This window comes from Flavivirga aquimarina, assembly GCF_030540835.1.
GTDB lineage: Bacteria > Bacteroidota > Bacteroidia > Flavobacteriales > Flavobacteriaceae > Flavivirga > Flavivirga aquimarina.
Map to the genome: position 1 here is coordinate 272,121 of NZ_JAUOEK010000184.1, position 23,254 is coordinate 295,374.

At 33.5% G+C, this 23,254-nt stretch carries 16 protein-coding genes; 9 read left to right on the top strand and 7 right to left on the bottom strand.

From position 1 onward, the window contains the following. Positions 1-15 precede the first annotated feature (15 nt). Both Q4Q35_RS21275 and Q4Q35_RS21280 read right to left on the bottom strand, forming a co-directional pair. Positions 16-972: a sugar phosphate isomerase/epimerase family protein gene (locus Q4Q35_RS21275; RefSeq protein WP_303280078.1), complete on the bottom strand. Its 957-nt coding sequence runs from the start codon at positions 970-972 to the stop codon at positions 16-18. 129 nt (positions 973-1,101) lie between these two features. After that, a complete protein-coding gene (locus Q4Q35_RS21280) occupies positions 1,102-2,199 on the bottom strand; it encodes a helix-turn-helix domain-containing protein (RefSeq protein WP_303280079.1) in 1,098 nt (365 codons plus the stop codon). Between the two features lie 83 nt (positions 2,200-2,282). On the opposite strand from Q4Q35_RS21280, the gene Q4Q35_RS21285 reads away from it, so the two are divergent. The 9 genes from Q4Q35_RS21285 (at position 2,283) to Q4Q35_RS21325 (ending at position 15,286) form a co-directional block, all read left to right on the top strand. Beyond that, positions 2,283-4,010 (top strand): GMC oxidoreductase, encoded by a 1,728-nt coding sequence (locus Q4Q35_RS21285; RefSeq protein WP_303280080.1) that lies wholly within the window; start codon positions 2,283-2,285, stop codon positions 4,008-4,010. A 4-nt stretch (positions 4,011-4,014) separates the two neighbouring features. Then, entirely contained in the window at positions 4,015-4,674 is a 660-nt protein-coding gene (locus tag Q4Q35_RS21290) for a gluconate 2-dehydrogenase subunit 3 family protein (RefSeq protein WP_303280081.1), read from the top strand. Positions 4,675-4,725: 51 nt separating this feature from the next. Continuing rightward, positions 4,726-5,703 carry a formylglycine-generating enzyme family protein gene (locus Q4Q35_RS21295; protein ID WP_303280082.1) on the top strand — a complete coding sequence of 326 codons (978 nt, stop codon included), beginning with the start codon at positions 4,726-4,728 and terminating at the stop codon, positions 5,701-5,703. An 8-nt stretch (positions 5,704-5,711) separates the two neighbouring features. Next, positions 5,712-7,040 carry a Gfo/Idh/MocA family protein gene (locus Q4Q35_RS21300; RefSeq protein WP_303280083.1) on the top strand — a complete coding sequence of 443 codons (1,329 nt, stop codon included), beginning with the start codon at positions 5,712-5,714 and terminating at the stop codon, positions 7,038-7,040. A 12-nt stretch (positions 7,041-7,052) separates the two neighbouring features. Then, positions 7,053-7,982, top strand: coding sequence for a hydroxypyruvate isomerase family protein (locus Q4Q35_RS21305; RefSeq protein ID WP_303280085.1), 930 nt, complete (start codon positions 7,053-7,055; stop codon positions 7,980-7,982). A gap of 51 nt (positions 7,983-8,033) precedes the next feature. Then, positions 8,034-8,405 carry a transmembrane 220 family protein gene (locus tag Q4Q35_RS21310; protein WP_303280086.1) on the top strand — a complete coding sequence of 124 codons (372 nt, stop codon included), beginning with the start codon at positions 8,034-8,036 and terminating at the stop codon, positions 8,403-8,405. Positions 8,406-8,574: 169 nt separating this feature from the next. After that, positions 8,575-11,385 carry a TonB-dependent receptor gene (locus tag Q4Q35_RS21315; RefSeq protein ID WP_303280087.1) on the top strand — a complete coding sequence of 937 codons (2,811 nt, stop codon included), beginning with the start codon at positions 8,575-8,577 and terminating at the stop codon, positions 11,383-11,385. Between the two features lie 15 nt (positions 11,386-11,400). Continuing rightward, positions 11,401-13,308 carry a 3-keto-disaccharide hydrolase gene (locus tag Q4Q35_RS21320; protein ID WP_303280088.1) on the top strand — a complete coding sequence of 636 codons (1,908 nt, stop codon included), beginning with the start codon at positions 11,401-11,403 and terminating at the stop codon, positions 13,306-13,308. 16 nt (positions 13,309-13,324) lie between these two features. Continuing rightward, the gene (locus tag Q4Q35_RS21325; protein WP_303280089.1) at positions 13,325-15,286 is read left to right on the top strand and encodes a sulfocyanin-like copper-binding protein; all 1,962 of its coding nucleotides are present in this window, start codon (positions 13,325-13,327) and stop codon (positions 15,284-15,286) included. 123 nt (positions 15,287-15,409) lie between these two features. Here Q4Q35_RS21325 and Q4Q35_RS21330 read toward each other — a convergent pair whose 3' ends face one another. From Q4Q35_RS21330 to Q4Q35_RS21350, 5 genes are all read right to left on the bottom strand, one after another. After that, complete coding sequence (locus tag Q4Q35_RS21330; RefSeq protein WP_303280090.1) at positions 15,410-17,182, bottom strand: T9SS type A sorting domain-containing protein; 1,773 nt, start codon at positions 17,180-17,182, stop codon at positions 15,410-15,412. A 57-nt stretch (positions 17,183-17,239) separates the two neighbouring features. Then, on the bottom strand, positions 17,240-19,486 hold the full coding sequence (locus Q4Q35_RS21335) for a DUF7133 domain-containing protein (protein ID WP_303280091.1): 2,247 nt from the start codon (positions 19,484-19,486) through the stop codon (positions 17,240-17,242). 477 nt (positions 19,487-19,963) lie between these two features. Continuing rightward, the gene (locus Q4Q35_RS21340) at positions 19,964-20,533 is read right to left on the bottom strand and encodes a hypothetical protein (protein ID WP_303280092.1); all 570 of its coding nucleotides are present in this window, start codon (positions 20,531-20,533) and stop codon (positions 19,964-19,966) included. Positions 20,534-20,804: 271 nt separating this feature from the next. After that, the gene (locus Q4Q35_RS21345; protein ID WP_303280093.1) at positions 20,805-21,326 is read right to left on the bottom strand and encodes a plastocyanin/azurin family copper-binding protein; all 522 of its coding nucleotides are present in this window, start codon (positions 21,324-21,326) and stop codon (positions 20,805-20,807) included. A gap of 170 nt (positions 21,327-21,496) precedes the next feature. Further along, positions 21,497-23,089, bottom strand: coding sequence for an NADP-dependent glyceraldehyde-3-phosphate dehydrogenase (locus Q4Q35_RS21350; RefSeq protein ID WP_303280094.1), 1,593 nt, complete (start codon positions 23,087-23,089; stop codon positions 21,497-21,499). Between the last annotated feature and the right edge of the window lie 165 nt (positions 23,090-23,254).

Sequence of the window (23,254 nt, forward strand, 5' to 3'; positions counted from 1 at the left end):
TAATTAGTATAAATTTTACGAAAGTTGTTTTCCAACTCGTATTAATAAATCTCTAGTTAGTTCAATTCCTTTGTCTTCAGACATTATTTTTCCTTCATACTCAACACCAATAAATCCTTTATAACCCGATTGCTTAACCATTTTCATTATTTTATAATAATCAATCGATTCATCTTCGCCTTTTTCATTAAAATTACGTGACTTTGCACTTACTGCTTTTGCATAAGGCAACAACTCTTTCATCCCTTGGTATTTATCATATTCTTCAACACAACCATTTTCTTTACTTCTTTCTATACAGAAATTACCAAAGTCTGGTAATGTGCCACAGTTTTTATTTTTAATTTGAGAAAACACTTCTGCCATCCATTTTCCGTTCGAAGAAAAACCACCATGATTTTCAACCAAAATATTAATATTTGAATCTTTTGCGAATTCAGAAAGTTGTTCTAAAGAATCTACACTAGCTTTTGCAGCCTCTCCTTTATTTACACCTCCTGCAAGGTTTACACGAATAGCATGGCACCCTAAAAAATGAGCAGCTTCTACCCATTTATAATGATTTTCTATAGCCTTTAATCTTTTCTCATTATCAAAATGTGCTAACCCTCCTTCTCCATCTATCATTATTAAAACATTCTGCTGTCCTTCAATATTAGCTCGTAACTTCATCTCCTTTAAATAAGTCATATCTTTTGCCTTATCTTTAAAAAAGCCGCTAACGTATTCTACCCCTTCAAAACCAAAACTTCTAGATTTAGCTGCAAAGTCCAGATGATCCATTTTTTTATCATATAAAGTTCTATGCAACGACCATTGCGCTAAAGACATTTTAAAAAACAAAGGTGCATCCGTTAAAACTTCATCTTCCACTCCTTTCTTTTTCTCTTCTTTTTTACAAGCTGAAAGACCAAGTATTGACAATGCGACACTTGTTTGAGCTGTTTTAATCACAAAATTTCTTCTATCCATGGTAAGCTGTTTTATTTAGTCACAAAACATTGATAACCATGTGAAAGTATATAAATCAATTTAATTTATTGTGTATTTTTATTCAGTGAAAGAATTTAAACAAAAATCGCTTAATGTATTTTGAAGTTGTTAAGCAAGCTGAAAATCATCAACATTTTTTGCACGATACTCGTTAGGCGAGCATTTTTCATGTTTTTTAAATACGGTTGCAAAATATTGACTGGTTGCAAAACCACACATGTAAGCCACTTCAGAAATTGTTAAATCTTTATCCTTTTTAAGTATTTCTTTCGACAACTCCAACCGTTTAATTACTAAATAACGCATTGGTGTTAAGTTGGTTAATTGCTTACAGTGATGTGTAAATCTGGTTAAACCAACGCCTGCAGATTGCGCCATTAAGTCTATAGTCCAATTCTCTGAAAGGTTTTTATCAAGCTCTTTTAAAAAAAACTTTACACTTCTAGAACTATCTGTTAAAGACTCATTTAAAACAATATCATCCGTATTTAGTAAATCAAGTAATAAAATGAGCAAATAATTAATAAGAAGCCTAATTCGTGATGCATTACTCCCATTTACATCTGTATTAATAGCTTTATTAATACGCAAAAAACAATCTCTAACACGTTGATCTGTTTTCCAAATAGACTTTTCGTTTTGCCTTAAAATAGTAGTCAATCTGGTTAAATCATTTTCAGTTAATGTAATCCAATCTGGCCAAACCCAATCTTGATGGGGTCTACGAACTCCTAAATCAATAATAACCCAGTAAAATTTACCCATTCCAATAAATGGATTACCTACTTTATGCGCTTCCCAAGGCCTTGTAATTGTTAAATGATTCGGCGTAAGCAATACCTCACTATTTTCTTGACAATAAGGCATGGTACCAGATTCCAAAAAATGAAACTCTATACCTTCATTACGATGCCAATCTAAACCCCAATCTTGTGGTTCACTCGCATCCCAATAACCAATGCTATTAAGACCCAATGTATTATCATCCAATCTATCTCCCGGATAAGTATGCCTTGCCAACGCCTTAAACTTTAATTTTTTGCGTTTAACTGCATCAACCAGAGGTATACAGGTATCTGCATGATACGTCACTCCATCGGCTTCATAAGGCTGAATCTCCTGTATATTTATTTTCACTGAAATAATTTGAACATTATTGTTATGCAAATTAATTAAATTTCCGTTAATTAACCGTTTAATTATCATTTTCTCTATGTTTTAACAGTTAATAATGATTGTCAAATTGTTAAATTATTAACCTACATACTAAATTCCTTATACAATTTTCAATGATAGAAGACAAAATAACAGAATACCCAACTACCTACGATGCTATTGTAATTGGCACAGGGGTAAGTGGAGGCTGGGCTGCTAAAGAGCTTTGTGAAAATGGGTTAAAAACGCTGGTTCTTGATCGTGGACGTATGGTAAACCATATTGAAGATTACCCAACAATGCACAAAGATTCCTGGGATTTTGAACACCGTGGTGCACAAAGCAAAGAAACTCAAAAAAGGCAACATACGCAGAGTCGTTTATGGGGTGGCACTTTAACAAAACCCGAAAGTAGACATTGGTTTGTTGACGATTTAAAGCATCCATATAATGAAGTAAAAGATTACCTTTGGTTGCGTGGTTACCATGTTGGAGGACGATCAATTATGTGGGGAAGACAATCATACCGCTGGAGCGAAATGGATTTTGAAGCCAATAAATTAGATGGCCATGGTGTTGATTGGCCTATTCGCTACAATGATATTGCGCCTTGGTATGATAAAGTGGAAAAATTTATTGGTGTTTCTGGTAAAAATTTAGGATTAGCACAACTACCAGACGGCAAACTATCAGCCCCAATGGAGCTAAATTGTGTAGAAAAAGATTTGCAAAAAAATATAGAAAACGAATTTGACGATGGCCGTTTGTTAACCATCGGACGTGTTGCTAATAAAACAGGCGACACTGCTCACGAAGGACGTTCTAACTGCCAATACAGAAATAGATGTATTCGCGGGTGCCCTTTTGGAGGTTACTTTAGTAGCAACTCTTCGACATTACCCGCAGCCGAACGCACCGGAAATATGCATTTACGACCCAATTCTATAGCTTATGAAATAGTATATGATGCCGAAACCAAATTAGCATCTGGAGTTAAAGTTATTGATGCCGAAACCAAAGAAAAATTCTTTTTTAAGGCATCCATTATTTTTGGTTGTGCTTCAACTATAGGAACTACCAGTATCTTATTACAATCGAAATCAGAACGATTCCCAAATGGTTTGGGAAATGATAGTGGCGAATTAGGGCATAACCTTATGGATCATCATTATGCAGTAGGAGCTAGAGCTGAAATTGAAGGTTTTGAGGACAAATATTATAAAGGTAGACGCCCTAATGGTTTTTACATTCCACGTTTTAGAAATTTAGGTGATAATAAAACCAAAGCCAAAAATTTTGTTCGTGGTTATGGCTACCAAGGTGCTGCCAGTAGGACAAATTGGAAACGAGCTGTTTCAGAACTAAGTTTTGGTAAAGCATTAAAAGACGAACTTTTAAAACCCGGGCATTGGGTTGTTGGAATGACGGGATTTGGCGAATGTTTACCTTATCATGACAATAAAATATCTTTAAATTACAATAAACTTGATGAGTGGGGGCTTCCTACTTTAGATATCGATGCTGAATTTAAAGATAACGAAATGAAAATGCGTGAAGACATGATGAATCAAGCTGTAGCTATGTTAAAAGCTGCAGGTTATAAAAATGTTAAAGGCATTATGGGTAAAGCTATACAAGGTGCATGTATTCATGAAATGGGAACAGCTAGAATGGGAAGAAACCCAAAAACCTCGGTATTAAACAAACACAATCAAATACACGCTGTACCTAATGTTTATGTTACCGATGGTGCATGTATGGCTTCTTCTGCTTGTCAAAATCCGTCACTAACTTATATGGCGTTAACAGCTAGAGCTGCAAATCATGCTGCCTCAGAATTTAAAAAGAACAAAAAAGTTTAAAGTTATGAATAGAAGAGATGCTTTAAAAAACTTAACTGCAGGTTTGGGTTATACTATTGCAACACCAACTGTGTTGAGCATACTTAATTCTTGCACTGCTAAAACGGAATCATGGACGCCATTATTTCTATCTGAAACAGAAAAACATATCGTAACACATTTGGCTGATATTATTTTACCAACTTCTGAAACGCCAGGTGCTTTAGATGTAAATGTTCCTCAATTTTTAGATTTAATGTATCATGATATGGAAACAGCAGTGAATAAAAAATTGTTTAATACTGGCGCCACATTTTTTGTGAAAAAATTTAACAATTCATTTAACTATGAGACTACTTTAAAAGGGGAAAAAGAGGATTTTGAAAAACTATTAAATTCTTATTTCACTCCTACTGATGGTCTCTCTGTTGAAGATGTTGAAACTTTATTAAAAGAAGATGCCGAAGCCATAATAACAAATGTAGATTTAGAGGCACCTTCAAATAAAGTTGAAACCTATTCTATTTATAAATTTTTACTATCCGTTAAATATTACACACTGTTTGGGTATTTTACATCCGAAAAAGTAGGCGAAGAAGTTTTAGCCTACGATCCAATTCCAGGAGTTTACAATAGCTGCATCTCTGTTGAAGAAGCAACCAATGGAAAAGCATGGTCTTTATAAATTTGGGCACAAAATCAAAATCATTTTTTTTAATTTTAGAATAACTACATAATGAAAGTCATAAATAAATCTTATACCATAACTTTATTAATGACTTTATTTATTTCGCTTAAAACATTAACCGCACAAGAATTTAAAGATTATACGATAACTATTGAAGATAAGCAAATTGCCATAGACCTAGTGGCTATTGAAGGCGGTACGTTTTATATGGGAGCTGATAAAAATGATACTACTCGTAAAAAAAACGAAAAACCTCAACACCAAGTTAAATTAGACGATTTTTGGATTGGCAAATATGAAATTACTTGGAAACAATACGATGCTTTTGTTTATGAAAAATTTGATAACACTGATTTAAAAGAAAACCCTAAACTTGATGCTTTAGGCATAGACGCTCTTTCTGGAGCAACAACACCTTATGTAGATATGAGTTTTAATATGGGAAAAGTATCTGCTCCAGCAGTAAACATGACTCAATATGCAGCCATTATGTATTGTAAATGGCTTTCATCAAAAACAGGTATTTTCTATCGTTTGCCTACAGAGGCAGAATGGGAGTATGTTTGTAAAAAAGGAGAAACAGACAAAACAGAGACAATTAATGATGTTTCTTGGTTCTCGGGAAACTCAGAAAATAAATATAAAAAAATAGGACTTAAAAATGCCAATAAAATTGGGGTTTATGATATGCTAGGAAATGTATCTGAATGGGTACTAGACCAATACAGCACTTCGTATTATGAAACATCACCTAAAGAAAACCCCTGGAATAAACCTACAGAACTTTACCCTAGGGTTTTAAGAGGTGGTTCATGGAAAGATACAGCCGATAAAATCTGTTGTACTTCCAGAACGCCGTCAAATCCCTTATGGAAAAGAAGAGACCCTCAAATTCCTAAAAGTGACTGGTGGCATACTGATGCACCATTTATAGGCTTTCGAATAGTTAGACCTAAGATACAGCCATCAAAAGAAAATATTCAAAAATACTGGCTAGAAGTTATTAAAGATTTTAATCTTAATTAATCATTATTATGAGCAATGAAACTAAAAATTTTACACGCAGAGATTTTGTAAAAGGGTCATCTTTAGCAACTAGTGGCATTATACTTGCACCTTCATTATTAAGTGCAACGCCTTTTAAAAAGAAAGAAAATATTTTAAAATTGGCTGTAATAGGCTGTGGTGGCAGAGGTACTGGAGCTGTTGTTCAAGCACTCAAAGCAGATGAGAATGTGCAATTAGTAGCTATGGCTGACGCTTTTAAAGATCAAGTAGATAAGTCTTATGAAAACTTATCTAAAATATTTGATCCCACACGAATACCAGTAAAAAATACCATGAAATTTTTCGGGTTCGGTTCCTATAAAAAGGCTATCGACGAAGCCGATGTTATTATACTAACAACACCCCCGGGGTTTAGACCTCAGCATTTTGAATATGCTATTTCGCAAGGCAAACACGTTTTTATGGAAAAACCTGTAGCTACTGATGTAGCAGGAGTAAAAAAAGTTTTAGAGGCTGCTAAAATAGCAGAAGCAAAAAAACTTAATGTTGTTCTGGGTTTGCAAAGACGTTATCAATCTAGCTATCTAGAATCATTTAACCATATTAAAAAAGGCGATTTAGGCAAAATTGTCTCTGGTCAAGTGTATTGGAATAGTGGCGGTGTATGGGTACGCCCCAGAAAGGAAAATTATACCGAAATGGAATACCAAATGCGAAACTGGTATTATTTTAATTGGCTTTGTGGCGATCATATATTAGAACAGCATATTCACAACTTAGACGTCGCTAACTGGTTTATAGGAGAATACCCTATTAAAGCACAGGGTATGGGCGGAAGACAAGTAAGAAATGGTAAAGATCATGGTCAAATTTTCGATCATCACTTTGTAGAATTTGAATACCCCAGTGGCGCTATTATTTCAAGTCAATGCAGGCATCAAAAAGGTTGTTTAACTCGTGTTTCCGAATCGTTTCAAGGTACCTTAGGAACTTCAGAAACCAGTGGTGCGAATAACGCATTATTAAAATCGTATTCTGGTGATGTTATTTATACGCATGATGACGAAATGTATAAAAACCCATATCAAGTTGAGCATGACAAACTTTTTGCTGCTATTAGAAATGGAGAAGTAATTAATAATGTTGATTATGGTGTAAAAAGTACCATGACAGCTATTTTAGGAAGAATGGCAACCTATTCCGGAAAACAAATTACATGGGACGAGGCCATGGCTTTTGAACATAACCTGGTTCCAAACGAAGACACTTTATCATTTGATTCAATACCTCCGGTAATTCCCGATGAATTTGGCAATTACCCTATTCCAGTTCCTGGTGAAACAACTTTTATTTAAAAAATTTATAAAATGGATAGACGAATATTTATAAAAAAAAGCGCTACTGCTGCATCCTTTTTAGGGTTGGGACTTACAGGGCTTAATGCTTTAAATACATCTGGAAACCAAAAAAATATAGCTCTTAACTCCTTTAAATTGAATTATGCGCCTCATTTGGGCATGTTTAAACATCATGCAGGAGAAAGCCCTATCGATCAATTAAGTTTTATGGCCGATGAAGGCTTTACAGCTTTTGAGGATAACGGCATGAAAAACCGTTCTGTTAAAACCCAGGATGCCATGACCAAGGTTATGATTGATAGAGGTATAAAAATGGGGGTTTTTGTTGCACATAAAATTTCTTGGAAAGAACCTAATCTCTCAAGCGGTAACCTGGAAAAACGCGAAGCGTTTTTAAATGATATAAAAGCATCTGTCGAAGTAGCAAAACGTGTTAATGCAAAATGGATGACCGTGGTTCCTGGTCATGTAGATTTAAAACAAAACATGGGTTATCAAACCAAGCACGTTATTGAAACTTTAAAACAAGCTTCAGCTATTTTAGAACCGCATAACTTAACTATGGTATTAGAACCATTGAACTTTAGAAATCACCCAGGCCAATTTTTAAGTGAATCCCCTCAAGCTTATCAAATATGTAAAGCTGTAGACTCACCATCTTGTAAAATTCTTTTTGATATTTATCATCAACAAATACAAGAAGGCAACTTAATTCCTAACATTGATGCCTGTTGGGATGAAATAGCTTATTTCCAAGTAGGTGACAACCCAGGTAGAAAAGAACCTACGACCGGCGAAATTAACTATAAAAATGTTTTTAAGCATATTCACTCTAAAGGTTTTAAAGGTATTATAGGAATGGAGCATGGAAACTCTAAAAAAGGCAAAGAAGGTGAACGTGCTGTAATTAACGCCTATAAAGTTTCTGATAATTTTTAAATTTATGCTACAATAAACTTTTTTATTTAAATAAATTAAATATACCAAATCATGACAAAAAAAATCGTCAACTATATTTTATTTATCACTTTCACTCTTTTTGCAGTTATCCAGTTAAATGATCCTGATAGTATTTTGTGGTTTTCAATATATTTCTTTGTCGCTTTAATTTGTTTAATCGCAAATTTTAAAACAATTCCAAAATCAATTTTAATTATAACAATTACTGGGCTACTTGCCTTTTCGGCATTCCATTTTTCTCTTTTTATTGATTACTTACATACCGAAAACAAAGAAGAGATTTTTGGAGCAATGGTTTACGAAAAACCATACTTAGAAGGTACAAGAGAATTTATCGGACTTTTAATTGCTGCTGTAGGTGTTATTTATCAATTAAAAAAACCTAAGAGGATTCAGGAATAGCATAAGCTAAAAAACGAATACGCTTATTTCTTTCAAAACTCTTTTTAAGAAACTTTTTGTTTGTTTTTTTTCAGTGAATGATTATACACAAAAATCAGTTATTAATTTTGCATCTTTACATCCGTATTTCATCAATTTTAAATTCTCCCCCTATCAAGAAACAACAATAATGAATAGATTTTTAACACCTTTTTTTCTTATCGCGACAAGCCTTATCACAAGTTCCGCATTTTCTCAAAACAGAATTTCTGGAAGCATAAAAGATAGCCATGGCAAACCATTAGAAAACGTAAACATTACACTAACACATTCCAATCTTAATGCCATAACAAATAATGAGGGCCTTTTTATAATAGAACATGTTTCAAATGGACATGATACTATTTTCATTTCTCATTTAGGTTACAAATCAATTAATCAAAATATTTCAATACAGGAAAAAGACATATCACTTTCTTTTGTTTTAGAAAATGATTTATTAAATCTTCAAACTGTAGTTGTTACCGGCTCATTCGACCCTAGAGTTCAATTAGAGTCCAATACATCGGTAAGCATCCTTAATTCTAAAGCAATTAAACAAGCTTATCCACAAGGTACAGCAAGTTTGCTTCAAGAAATTCCCGGCACATTTACAGATGCTTCGGCCGGCGAAGTATTTACAAAAGTATATACGCGAGGTGTTTCAGCTTCTGCAGAAGACGATACAGGTTGGTACTATGTTTCTTTGCAAGAGGACGGGCTTCCTGTTAGCCTTGTTCAATATTCATACTACGGCCCAGATCTTTTTCATCGTTTAGATTTAACCACCGAAAAAGTAGAAGCTTTAAGAGGCGGAAGTTCATCAATTGCAACATTTAATGCTCCCGGCGGGATTTACAATTTTATTTCACATGGTATTCGAAATAACTTTGGAGGCGATATACGATTGTCCACTGGCATTCAAGGCAACAAAAATTATTTATCTAAAATCGATGCCAATATTGGTGCTCCCATGGGAAATAACTGGTTTTTTAATGCTGGTGGACATTACAGGCTCGATGATGGTGCTCGCGATAATGATTTCACATTTAGTAAGGGCGGACAATTTAAATTTAATGTCATTAAAAAACATGATAAAGGGTATTTAAAATTCTACGGAAAACTTTTAAATGACAAAACCAATCGCTATACAGGTGTTGCAGCAACAAATTGGGATAATCCAACGCCTGCATTTGGTCAAGATTTTAATACAACGTCGTTATTAATGCCAAGTTTTAATGCAAGCATTCCTGATGGAAGAAATCTGGATTCAGCCAATAATTTTAACCCGACTCAGGGTGTGCATGCCAAAGATTATGCTTTTGGATTTGATTTTAATCAAGACATCGGTAATAACTGGACCATAAGAAACAATAGTAAGTTTTCTGTTAAAGACGCCAACTGGCAAACTTCAATAAGTAATGCCTTTGTATCTTTAAATAATCCATTAGCTTATTTTATAAGCGGCGCCGAATTTCCTATAGGTCAAGTTGTTTTTCGTGATGCTCAATCCGGTTCAGAATTGGCGCGTATAAATAATGCAGGAATCTTAGCTGGAGATCCTATAGAATACCTAACAAGTAGTACATTACCTAATGATGCTATTATGGGAACTTCTACCTGGTACAAAGAAAGTAAAGCGGATGAATGGATGAATCATTTTTCTCTAAGAAAGCAATTAGAAAATCATGATATAACTGCTGGTTTTGATTTAGGGTTTTCTAACACATCTTTATTCACACAAGCTAGTTTTGCTTTTATAACCTACGAGCCTAACCCAAGAATGCTTCAAGTAACACTTGAAAATCCCGGGGAGCCAGTAATTGCTTTATCTGATGAAAATGGAGTTAGTAATTATGGTGGTTTGTGGTTTGTTAATTCTGAAGCCAAAGTAAGCCAACTATCCACTTTTGCTAACGATAAATGGAAAATATCTAATAATGTATATTTAGATTTGGGCTTGCGCTACGAATCTATAAACCATAAAGGAAGTAAAGATCGTTATGCTCCGTTTACACAAGATGGCGGACTTGATGGCGACAGTAATACTGCTTACGATAATAGTATTTCAGTACCAACTGGAGAGAAAGATAATTTCAACTATACCTATAATTATTTATCATTTTCCGGAGGCATCAATTATAATATAAATGACAATGCCGCCATTTTTGCAAGACTGTCCCAAGGCAATAAAGCCCCCGAATTAAATTATTATTTCGATAATTTCTCTAATGTTCCAATAAACAAAAAAGGTGAGGTTCAAAAAATAACGCAGATAGAAACAGGGGCTAAATGTAATTTTAAAGACTTTTCGTTTACAAGCACTGTGTTTTTGAGTCAACTTAAAGATATTGGAATTGCTAATTTTGAGTTTGATTCTGATGATAACAGCATCTTTTATACACCTATCCTGTTTAATACATCAAGAACTATCGGTCTAGAATGGGAAAGTGTATATACGCCATTTCAAAACTTTTTATTCCGTTTTAACGGAATCGTTCAAGACCCGAAAGCAACAACATGGAATATTTATGATGCCGCAGGCTCTGTAGACACTGCCGATGACAATATAGTAGACTATTCGGGTAATATCTTACCTTTTAACCCAAAACTTATGTTTAATTTTAGTACCGAATATGAGAAAGGTAAATTATCGGCCTTTTTTAAATGGCAATTTATGGGGAAACGTTTTGGTAATGTCGCTAACGGATTTGAACTTCCTGCTTACAGCATTTTTAATCTGGGAACCGGTTATAAAGTTACCAAACACCTATCGGCAAATATTTTGGTAACCAATCTTTTTAATTCTGAAGGTTTAGCCAACTTTTTTGGAGCCAATAGTTTTGGTGCTAATGCCAATGGTGCTACTCCCGAATTTATTGCTGCTAACCCTGACGCTAGTTTTATTGTGGTTCCTGTGTTGCGAAGAAGAGCTTTGTTACAGATGAATTATAGTTTTTAAAATAATAAAAATCTTATGAAATATTTATCATTTTTAACAACCATACTGATAATCTATTTCACTGTATCCTGTACTAAAGACAAAAAACTAGTTAATACATTTCCAGAAGAAAAGAAAAAACAAATTGAAGCACTACCATTTACTGCATTAGATCTCACTGATATGAATGCTTTTAAGCCTGTTTCAAAAAATTGGAATATTGTTGGCGATGTGGTTGCCAATAGAACAAAAAAACAAGCTTTTAGTGCTTCTGAAGGTACAGGTGTTTTACTAAACACACCGCAAAAAGAAACAAAAGAGCATCTGTTTACCAGTTTTGAACATGGCGATATCGAACTAGAATTTGATGTTATGATGCCTTTACAATCAAATTCCGGAATTTATTTTCAGGGGCGTTATGAAATTCAACTCTTTGATAGTTGGGGAATTGAAAACCTAAAACACAGTGATATTGGAGGTATTTACCAACGATGGAATAACGATGCTGAAAAAGGTAAAGAAGGCTACGAAGGTCATCCACCAAAATTAAACGCAGCCAAAGCTCCGGGGTTATGGCAACATTTTAATATTTTATTTCGCGCTCCAAGATTTGATGATGCAGGGAATAAAATTAAAAATGCTCAGTTTGAAAAAGTTATTTTAAACGGCATGTTACTTCATGAAAATATCGAAGTATTCGGGCCAACACGTTCTTCTGCTTTTAATGATGAAAAAGCTATGGGGCCACTTATGATACAAGGCGATCACGGTGCTGTAGCATTTAAAAACATGAAGTATAAATTATATGAAAGTAAAGCTATAGGGATTAAAAGCACCTCTTTAAAAACTTATGATAATCCCAATGAAATTACCGTTATTAAAACTATTGATAGCTTTAATAAAATAAGTGAAATAAAAACAGATTCTATTTCGCCAATGATGCGTGTTGATAGAAATGGACGAAACATCCTTACATATTCGGGCGCTTTAAGCATCCCTGATTCCGGCGATTATCTTTTTGAAATGAAAGTTAACGGTGGCACCTTTCTTATTATAAATAATGACACCATTATTAACCTGAACAATCTTTTTAGGTCGGATACTACAGCTTTTAAAAAAGTGGCATTGAAAAAAGGGGATGTATCTTATAAATTACTTTACAACAAACCTTTTCCTTGGTACCGTGGTTTCGATTTATATGTAGAAGGCCCTAACATGCAACGCTATTCCATTCAAAAAACAAGTTTGGATGATTTGAGAAAACAAAAACCTATAAAAGAAATAACACTAGAAGTTAAAGATCAGCCTATAACACAACGTAGTTTTATAATACATAAAGGCGAAAAGCGCACTCATTGCATTTCGGTTGGTTTAACAGAACATTTAAACTACACATTAGATCTGGCAACTGGGTCTTTGTTACAAGTTTGGAATGGTGCGTTTTTAAGAACAACCCAAATGTGGCACTCTAGAGGCCAACACCAAACAGGCGAACCTATCGGATTTACAATTGCTTCTCATGGCGACTTAGATTTTGCTTATCTAGAAAATAAAAATGACGAATGGCCCAAGCATTTAAATGAAGACTTAAGCTTTAAATCATTAGGTTACGAGTTTGACGACAAACAAATTCCTAAGTTTTCCTTTAAAATAAATGATGCCGAAATTTCTAATATCCTTATAGCTTCTAAAGATGAAAAGAGAGGTTTAAACAGAATTATTAGTATAAATTCTCAAACTCCTATTTGGCATAAAATTGCCGGTGGAAGCAGTATTAAAGCATTGCCAAATAACACCTATATTATTAATAATGAAAGTTACTATATAGATTTTTCTGGTAATAAAAATTTAAAACCCTTAATTAGGCATAGTCATGGTAAAGATGAATTATTGGTAAAAATACCTAAAGGCGAATCAACAATTAATTATGACATTATCTGGTAAGCTAAAACAAATAATCATGCAAAAAACAATAACATTAACAGCCTTAGTAGTTTTCTTTTGTATTGGTCAATTAAGTTTTAGTCAATCAAAATCGTCAATCATAAAAAAAGAAGCTAAATACTATAAAATTGTAGATGTCCCCATTCCAAAAGATGTAATATTAGAAGTAGGTGGATTAGCATTAACCGATGATGATAAACTAGGTGTTTCTACACGTAGAGGTGAAGTATGGCTTATTGATAAACCAAATAGCAAAACACCTATTTATAATAGATATGCTCATGGTTTACATGAAGCATTAGGTCTTGCTTATAAGGATAATGGATTTTATTTATCGCAAAGAGGTGAGCTTACGCGTCTAGAAGATAAAAACAATGATGGGGTTGCCGATTTATATAAAACAATTTATTCATGGCCACTATCTGGGAACTATCACGATTATTCTTATGGGCCAAAGATTTTAGATAACGATGACATGCTGGTAACCTTAAACCTATCTTGGATTGGTTATGGTGCAAGCTTAGTAAAATGGCGAGGTTGGTTATTAAAAATCACACCTGAAGGAGAAATGACACCTATAGCAACAGGTTTACGCTCGCCTGCTGGTTTCAGTGTAAATAATGAAGGTGATATATTTTATACCGAGAATCAAGGCGATTGGGTAGGTTCTGGAAGAATGACTCATTTAGAAAAAGGTGATTTTGCGGGAAGCCCTGAAGGCTTAAAATGGACAGACGATCCAAAATCGCCTCTAAAGCTAAAGCCTGAAGATATTAAAGATAATTCGGGGTTTACTCTTTATGAATATGCTCAAAAAATACCTGAATTAAAAGCACCTGCTATATGGTTTCCGCATACTATTTTGGGTATTTCTACATCAGATATTCTTTATGATACTACTCAGGGAAAATTTGGCCCTTTTGAAGGTCAACAGTTTATAGGAGACCAAGGGCATAGTAAAATTATGCGTGTTTATATGGAAAAAATAAACGGCGTTTACCAAGGCGCTGCCTTCCCTTTTGTTGAAGGTTTTTCTTCAGGGGTTTTAAGAATGATTTGGGGAAGTGATAATAACATGTTTGTTGGTATGACTAGTAGGGGTTGGGCTTCAACAGGAAAAAAAGAGTTTGGATTACAACGCTTGGTTTGGACTGGTAAAACGCCTTTTGAAATTAAAACCATGAAAGTTCAAAATGATGGTTTTATACTCGAGTTTACTAAACCGGTAAATAAAAAAATGGCGAGAGATTTATCAACTTATAAGCTCTCAACATTCACTTATAAATATCATAAAAAATATGGCAGTCCTATTATTGACCAGCAAAATGCTATGGTTCATAAAGCTGATGTTTCAGAAGATGGCTTAACTGTAAGGTTAACAATTCATGGTATGCGATTGGGGTATATTCATCAAATTGAAATACCTACTTTAAAGTCTACTTCTGGTGAATTGTTGCTACATAATACAGGATATTATACTTTAAATGAAGTTCCCGGTGGTGAGTTAAAATCGCATCAAATGGATTTACCAAAAACATCTGGAAAAGTTGTAGACCAACCTAAGCGCGTAAATACTATGCCAGCTTCGTGGGGAGAAAAAGGTGCTGATGAAAAATTAGTTATTGGTACTGTTCCCGGTTTAAAATATGATGTTGAAGAAGTTACTATTAATAGAAATAGCAAAATTCAATTAACTTTAAATAACAATGATGACATGCTGCACAACATTGTTATAACAAAACCGGGAGAAAAAACGCCGTTAAAAGTTGGTGAAATGGCTCTTAATTTGGGACTTGATGGTCCTGATTTAAGCTATGTTCCTTTTTCAGATTTGGTTTTATTTCATTCAGGAATCGTAGGACCAGAAAGTAATGAAACTATTTATTTTACTTCGCCAAACGAACCCGGAGAATATTGGATAGTATGTACATTCCCAGGACATGCTTATACTATGAGAACAAAATTGATTGTAAAGTAAAACGTTTTTAATGCTATTGCAAAAATGGATTTGTAAAAGTTAAACTGACCTCATTTTGATTTAAAATTGGTAAAAGCACTAAAGTTAATGCTTGTCACCTTAAGTACATCGAAATCACGATAATTACCTTTTTACAATTTTAAAAGTGGCTGCTTTACTTTTTGTATTGATTGTAATAAAATAGATCCCTGCTGCTGCATTTATCGTTAAAGGAATAACGCTTATTTCTTTAAAATTATCTTCTTTTATTAGCTTACCATCAATACCATGGACTTTTATATGGGCGGTTGCAAAAGACTTACCTAAATCAATTGAAATATTTTCTAAAAAAGGATTGGGATATATCGATATACTAGTCTTAAATTCGTCGTCATTATCGTCTACATGTAAATTTGTATTCATTAAGATTTCATGGCCTCGTATACCCAAATGGTCTGTTCGAAAATCACCTGTTAACAGACCGTTATCATCAACTATATCATCATTAATACTCCCTGTTAAATCAGATATGCCTGTCGTCATTATTGTAGTATTCCAACGTGATTGTAGTCCACTTATAATAACATTTCCATCAATTGTATAGTTTTCATTTCCTTTAAATCTTATCCACGAGCTCCCGCCTACAAAAGTATTTCTATAAACATACGAGTTATAAGTAGTATTTTCATAATAATTACTTGATGCAAAAAGAAATAGCTCACTATTTCCCTGGGTCTCTGAGACTTTTATATGATTATAACAAACCTCATGGTCATGTGGAGCAGATGAACCAACTTCGGCACCATATCCAACTTTGATTAAACAACCACTAACATTATTTATTGCGACATTAGCTCTTACGGTAGTAAAGGATCGGGTTCCTTTTAAAAACCATCCAGAAGCAACCCCACTATCGCTAGCTATATTTTGTTCTACTAAAACATAATCACTCCAATACGCTTCAAAGAAGCCTCCATTATTTCCTTGGTTATGAATCTCTGTATGATTATTTTCTTTATAGAGTATATTCTCTTTGTAACTCCCTGTAGCACTTACAAAAACAGCCAACGTATTATCAGTCCCTACTATACCTGGTCCTAAATTGTGAAAATGATTTTTCCACCAAGTAGAACGTGACACATCACCTGTTGCCCACCAAAAATGGGCGTTATTTACATCTTGCCTACCATCAATCCATTTTATGCCAGCTACAAAAACATCCTTTAGGCTTCCGTTATCTGTAAAAATTTTTGCACTAGAACAATCTAATACAGGTATTTCATCAGGGTAGCCAATAAGAGAAGGTGTTTTTGTATTTGCATCAAGACGCAAATTATCATTGGCACTAGAATCGCCTTTTACAAGATAGTTACCCGCTCTAAAAACAATAATTTTATTATGGTAAGTCGCATCATTCCTGTCATTTTTATACCAATCTTCTATATCTTCAAGAGGTTGCGAAATGGTCCCAACTTTTGTTCCGGTATACCCATCCTGTATAAAAACAAATTTACTATCGTCTATTGTTACATCCCATTCGGCAGTAACTGTATTATACTCTTGGTCTGTAATTTTAATTTCAAAATGATACACACCAGAATTAGGTGCCAACCAACTAATATTACCATAGTTTTCGCTTCCATAAATTTCGCCAATAGTGGCTCCTGTCGGCCCTTGAACAATTTCGTACTTAAAAGGCCACGCACCACCTTGAACTCCTATAGGTATTTCATATTCCATGTTTGAATGTGCCCATCTATGGCGTGAGTGGGTTTGCGTAATATTATCAGGCTGAGGATACACCAAATGCATTGGCATTTTTGCAGGAATAAAATATCCATCGGACAGTTTCCAGTCTTGAGCATTTAAAAATGCAACGATATTGAAAAATAGCGCTATTAATAGATTTTTTTTCATCTTAAAAGATTTGGGGTCAATGATGAATGTTTAAATATGTATCAATATAAGTAAATATTATCTATTCTTGGTTTTTTCTTCTTTTTCAAGTTCTTCTAACGTCCAATAATCTTCACGGTCTTTGGTTGCAGCTCTTGTATTGCGTACATCTTTTTTACTAATCAAACTTGCTCCGTTAATAGCCCTAACATAGCTTAGTACATCTGAAAGCCACTGATCTCCATTATCTTTTAATGGTAACATAATACCGTATTCTTTTCCGTCTATTGGCCCAATAAGACCATTAAGTAAAATTTTATTTAACGTGTTTTTATTTCCTAAAACTCTAGGGCTACCAATTAAAGTAGGTGCAATTAGTAATCCATCTTCACTTTTAGCGCCTTGCATATCGGCTCCATGACATGTTATACATAATTGATTATATATATCGTAGCCATCTAAAATTCTTTTTCTATCATTTATAGATTTATCTGAAAATTGCTCTTTTAACTGGGCTAATCTTGAGTCATCTTTCTTTAAACTTTCTTTTACAGAATGCGCAATTATTTCATTTTCATTAAACTTTTCACCTATAAAATCAAGTATTTCGGTGGCTTTTTTATCTTTACTATTACGTAAACTTAGTGCTATTTGATTTACAACTTCTATATCATCACTTTTAGATAATTCTTCTAATGATGATAACAACGATGTGTCTCCTGATTTTAAATATGAATCGCATAACCGAATGGCTATAACTTTTACGCGAGTATCTTCATCTTTTAATTTTTCATTAACTAAGGTTTTATCTAACGCATCTAAACCTTCTAATGTATAAAGCGCATGTATTCTTTGTAAACCAAAATCTTTATCGGCATTAAAAAGTCCTCCGAAAAACGATTCATTATCTCTTGCAATATCTTTAAGATCTTCAATCACAGACTCATCTTCTTTTAAGATAATTAGTTTTTGAGCTGTATTACGATACCAACCATTTGGATGCCCCAAGTATTCTAATAACTCTGAAGCTGATTTACCAAGCATATTAGGACGCTTATCTGGTTTAATATCTTCATGTACTATTCTGTAAATTCTACCTTTACCTATATTTTTATCTAGTTCTTTACGAATAATAACAGGTCTTATAGCACTTCCTTCTCTAGTCCAGTTACTTTCTTGAATGATACCACGGTACATGTCTACAATATACAATGTGCCATCTGGTCCGGTCTTAGCTTGTACTGGTCTAAAATTTAAATCGGTAGAAGCCATAAACTCTGTTTTATCATAGGCATTATAAAGCACTTTTTTACCGTTTTCATTTTTAACTTTGGCTCTTCTTATAAGTCTACCAACAGGTTCTGGAATAAATAAATCACCATACATTGATGGCGGTAATTTATGTCCGCGAAAAAGCTCTTGTCCCGCTACCCCAGTAAAGTAGTTAAGTGTATTATCTTCACGTAATCGTTTAGGTCCACCTTGAACATCTGGTGTTCCAACTATTGGCCATGGTTCCATAAAACCTTCTGCTAACCTCCCTGGTGGGTCGTAAGCACCATAAACGGCATGCTGTTGAAATCCATAAGCAGGGTTCTCGGCTCCAGCAGTCGAGTAATACATAATACCCATATCGTCTTGTGTTAAACCCCATTGCCCTCTAGTCATATTTTCAAGGGTATCAACAATAACCTTATTTTTTTTGAATTTGAATCTTGCCGGGTTATATGTAGTATATACCCAATTATCTAAATTCCAAAGCAACCCACTTTGTTGATGTTCTAAGTTACCCCCTCTTCGATTTTTATTATGGTATACACGTTCTTTTTTATCGGCTACTCCATCATTATCTGTATCCTTATAACTCCATAAATCATACGAAAAAGTTTCATTTACAATTAATTCATTCTCCAATGGTAAAATCATTCTTGGAAGTAACAAACTATCTATAAAAACAGTACTCTTATCCATTTTGCCATCGCCATCTAAATCTTCTAATAGTTTTATTTTACTAATAGATCGATTTGTCCCAGTACCATCAACATCTTGCATGTATGTATTCATTTCTGCTACATACATTCTACCATCTCCATCCCAAGCTATTGCTACAGGTTCATCAACCATTGGTTCACTGGCCACCAACTCTACCTTATAGCCTTCTGGCAAATAAAAGGTTTTCATACTTTCTTCTGGTGAAAGAAATTTTGAAGGTGCTTCTCTTACTATTTCCGGTTTCTCGTAAATTTTATCCGCGTATTGTTTTTCTTTACAAGAAAAAAGAATCATAATTGTAAGAAGTCCTAATGTTAATTTTAGCTTTTCCATTAAAAGTTTATTTAGATATGTATAAAAGCACCCAGATTATATTTTAACCTGAATAAATCGTCAATGATTTAAATAAAAACCAAATATATATACAAAAACCAATATTATAGTGCAGTATTTTTCACTGAAATAAATTATACTTCGGTAATCTATGTAACCGAAGTATCATTTATGATATCAATTAGAATTTAAATCTTGTTACAGCCCAAAAGCTATGGAAAGATTAATAATATATAAAAAATAAATTTTCACTCCCAACTGATGAATCTGTTATAAAATCAACTTTTTTTGGTGCTCAGGGAAGCCATTAAAAAATAGTCTATACCAATTTTCAACTATATATGATATAAAAAAAGGGTTCAACTTTAATCTCGATGGCTATCGGAAAGTCAAACCCTTAATATTTTAACTTAAACACTTTGTGGAATAGTGTCTCGTTATTATTTCTTAGCTTGAATAACTAAAAAATATATAATACTATTTCCAAGTAGCTGTTTTAGCTGCTTCAAATATTTTTTCTGCTTCTTCTAAAGAATATTCACTCATACTAAAACCAGAGTTCATTTCAATAGATTCTCCTTTGTCATTCATTTTAATATAATCAACAAAGTAATCTACATCTCCTCCAATAGCTGTTTTATAAATAAAACCATTAGCCTCTTCTTTAACTATTTCGAAACCTTCATCTTCCTCACTTACTTCTTTATAATATGCAACTAGTTCTTCCAAAGACATTCCAGAAGCCTCACTATCCATATTTACTTCTAATTTAAATTTACCATTAGAGATAAGTAAACTTGTTGTTTTTACTCCATCAACTTCAGCGCCACCCATACCCTTTTTAATTTCAGCGCCACTTGGTGCTTGTATAATGGTAGGAATACCTTTTTCTGTTAAATCGTAGCTGGCTATAGCAGGAGCTTCTTCAACAGGAGTTTCTGTGCTACCTTTATTTTCAGAAAGGTTTTCTTTTTTAGTTTTTCCACCGCATGATACCAAAGAAGTTAAAATAATTAGGAAGGCGATTGATTTTTTTAGGTTTTGCATGATTTTGTAATTTTGGGGTTAAATAAATTTTAAGCAAAAATATCAATTTATAATTAATGACAAAATTTTAATACTCTAATACAACTATTTTTTAATCCAGCAGGTCTTTATCCGGGTCTTTCTCTCCATGTATAAGTAGAAATTTATCTGCTGAATTGGTTATCAAAAAAAGAAAATAAATTTTTTCTGCTTCACTTTAGCGAAGCATTAGTAGGTTAAACTACAATAAGTTTAGTTTAACTATTGTTTTTATTTCGTAAAATACAACGTATTATTCTACAATAAATTTACCTTTCATTATAGCGTAATGCCCGGGAAAACTACATAAAAAATCGTAGGTTCCAGGTTCTGGAGCATCAAACTCAATGGTGGTTGTTTGTCCACCACCAATTAATTTAGTATGTGCAATAATATCATCCTTAAAATCAGCTGGAATATAGTCGGTAGCTTTAGAAGTGGCCGCCTTATTTCCAAAAGCAGCAACATTTACACCTTGCTTTAAAATAACAAGATTATGTCCCATAATATTAATAGCCATTTTACCTTTGTGTCTTAAGGTTATTTTTACTTTTTGACCTGCTTTTACCTTAATTTCAGATTTATCAAATTTCATCATATCATCACCAGAAATGACAATACTAGCTACATTGTTATCTGTTTTAGTTTCAGTTTCTGTTTTATTTGTCTTTTTTTCATACGAAAAACCTTCTTTCTTTTTTTCTTCTTTGCCTCCACAACCTATTAGTAGCGTAAATGAAAAAATCGATAACGCAAAAAGTTTTACTGCTTTCATATTTGTTTTTTATTTATAAGATTTTAAAACCAAATATATGTATATAAAAACATATATAAGTGCAGTATTTTTCACTGAAAAATATTGCACTTATATACAAATGATTGGTAGGTTTTTACGATTTTAATTAAAACGAAAATCTAGAAGTATACATTAACGCTTTGTTTAATCTATAAAATATAATCTGTACTAATAAAATTGGATGTCTTTTTCTCCAGCAACTCTTTTAAAATAGCGTTATTATAATCGTTGTCTTTTGATGCTACAAATGTTCGTATTGAAAACGATCGTAATGCATCATGTACACTTAAAGTACTAAATGCAGAATCTTTTCTTCCTGTAAACGGATAAACATCAGGCCCTCTTTGGCAAGAACTGTTTAAATTCACTCTGCACACTAAGTTTACCAAAGTATCAATTAGAGGGGATAATGTATTTACATCTTTACCAAATAAACTTACTTGTTGTCCATAATTAGATGCTGCCATATCATCTAATGGTTCTTCAATATCTGTAAATGGAACAATAGGAACAAGAGGGCCAAACTGCTCTTCTTTATATATTCGCATCTCTTTATTAACAGGGTATAAAGCTGCCGGAAATATAAAATTCTCGCTAATTTCTCCTCCTTTATCATTCAGTATTTTTGCTCCTTTTTCTAGAGCATCGTCTATTAACTCACGAATATAAGCAGGTTTTTCTACTTCTGGAAGTGGTGTTAACTTAACACCCGGTTCCCACGGGTTTCCGAACTTAAGCGCATCTACTTTTGCAGAATAGCGTTTATTAAAATCATCTACAATCGACTCGTGTACATACAATACTTTTAAAGCAGTACAACGTTGTCCATTAAAAGACAGGGTTCCCGCTATACATTCGTTTACTGCTAAATCCAAATCGGCGTCTGGTAAAACTATCGCAGGATTTTTGGCTTCTAAACCTAACACCAAACGCAATCTATTTTTCTTTGGATGATTATTTTGAATGGCGTTTGCAGATTTACTATTTCCAATTAATGCTAATACATCTATTTTACCTGACTGCATAATTGGTGTTGCCAATACACGACCACGCCCATAAATAACATTTACAACACCTTTTGGGAAACTATTTTGAAAGAATTCTAACAAGGGTGTAATTAATAATACCCCTAGTTTAGCTGGTTTAAAAATTACAGGATTACCCATAATTAATGCGGGAATAAGTAATGTGAATGTTTCATTTAGCGGATAATTATATGGCCCTAAACACAAAACAACGCCTAACGGGCCTCTACGTATGTGCGCATACACACCTTCATTCTTTTCAAATTTAGCCGAATCTCTATCAATTTGTTTATAAGCTTCGATAGTATCGTATATATAATCAACTGTTCTATCGAATTCTTTTTCCGAATCTGGAAGATTTTTTCCTATTTCCCACATTAAAAGTTTTACGACTTCTTCTCGCTTGGTTTTCATTTGTTCAACAAACTTTTCCATGCAGGCTATTCTATCTACCACCTTCATAGTTGGCCATAAGCCTTGCCCTTTATCGTATGCTTTTGATGCTGAATTTAAAGCTTCTAAAGCTTCTTTTTCACTTAATTGAGGAATGGTTCCTAATAAGGTTTGCTTGTAGTCTGCTGTCGAAGATATTGTAGAATATACTTCTGCTGTAGCGCCTTCCCAATTTTTTAATTCCCCATTTACTAAATAGGTCTTTTGATGCAATAATGATTTTATTTTATAAGCTTCTGGAATTTCTAAAAATGGCGTTTTCATTATTAAAGTTTTTACTGTCCTCAAATCAATAAAAAACACAAGTTTATTATTGATAATATAGAATTGTTAAAACCAAAGAAACTAAAATTAAGCTAGAATAAGCTTCAAAAACCTTTATAAATTAAAGGATTAAAACGAAAACGATTTCGGAAATATTAGTTTTAA

Coding starts and splice junctions, on each gene's coding strand:
- Q4Q35_RS21300 (WP_303280083.1), top strand. CDS start 5,712: ATGAGCAATGAAACTAAAAATTTTACACGCAGAGATTTTGTAAAAGGG.
- Q4Q35_RS21335 (WP_303280091.1), bottom strand. CDS start 19,486: ATGGAAAAGCTAAAATTAACATTAGGACTTCTTACAATTATGATTCTT.
- Q4Q35_RS21295 (WP_303280082.1), top strand. CDS start 4,726: ATGAAAGTCATAAATAAATCTTATACCATAACTTTATTAATGACTTTA.
- Q4Q35_RS21275 (WP_303280078.1), bottom strand. CDS start 972: ATGGATAGAAGAAATTTTGTGATTAAAACAGCTCAAACAAGTGTCGCA.
- Q4Q35_RS21285 (WP_303280080.1), top strand. CDS start 2,283: ATGATAGAAGACAAAATAACAGAATACCCAACTACCTACGATGCTATT.
- Q4Q35_RS21305 (WP_303280085.1), top strand. CDS start 7,053: ATGGATAGACGAATATTTATAAAAAAAAGCGCTACTGCTGCATCCTTT.
- Q4Q35_RS21345 (WP_303280093.1), bottom strand. CDS start 21,326: ATGAAAGCAGTAAAACTTTTTGCGTTATCGATTTTTTCATTTACGCTA.
- Q4Q35_RS21325 (WP_303280089.1), top strand. CDS start 13,325: ATGCAAAAAACAATAACATTAACAGCCTTAGTAGTTTTCTTTTGTATT.
- Q4Q35_RS21340 (WP_303280092.1), bottom strand. CDS start 20,533: ATGCAAAACCTAAAAAAATCAATCGCCTTCCTAATTATTTTAACTTCT.
- Q4Q35_RS21290 (WP_303280081.1), top strand. CDS start 4,015: ATGAATAGAAGAGATGCTTTAAAAAACTTAACTGCAGGTTTGGGTTAT.
- Q4Q35_RS21350 (WP_303280094.1), bottom strand. CDS start 23,089: ATGAAAACGCCATTTTTAGAAATTCCAGAAGCTTATAAAATAAAATCA.
- Q4Q35_RS21280 (WP_303280079.1), bottom strand. CDS start 2,199: ATGATAATTAAACGGTTAATTAACGGAAATTTAATTAATTTGCATAAC.
- Q4Q35_RS21315 (WP_303280087.1), top strand. CDS start 8,575: ATGAATAGATTTTTAACACCTTTTTTTCTTATCGCGACAAGCCTTATC.
- Q4Q35_RS21320 (WP_303280088.1), top strand. CDS start 11,401: ATGAAATATTTATCATTTTTAACAACCATACTGATAATCTATTTCACT.
- Q4Q35_RS21310 (WP_303280086.1), top strand. CDS start 8,034: ATGACAAAAAAAATCGTCAACTATATTTTATTTATCACTTTCACTCTT.
- Q4Q35_RS21330 (WP_303280090.1), bottom strand. CDS start 17,182: ATGAAAAAAAATCTATTAATAGCGCTATTTTTCAATATCGTTGCATTT.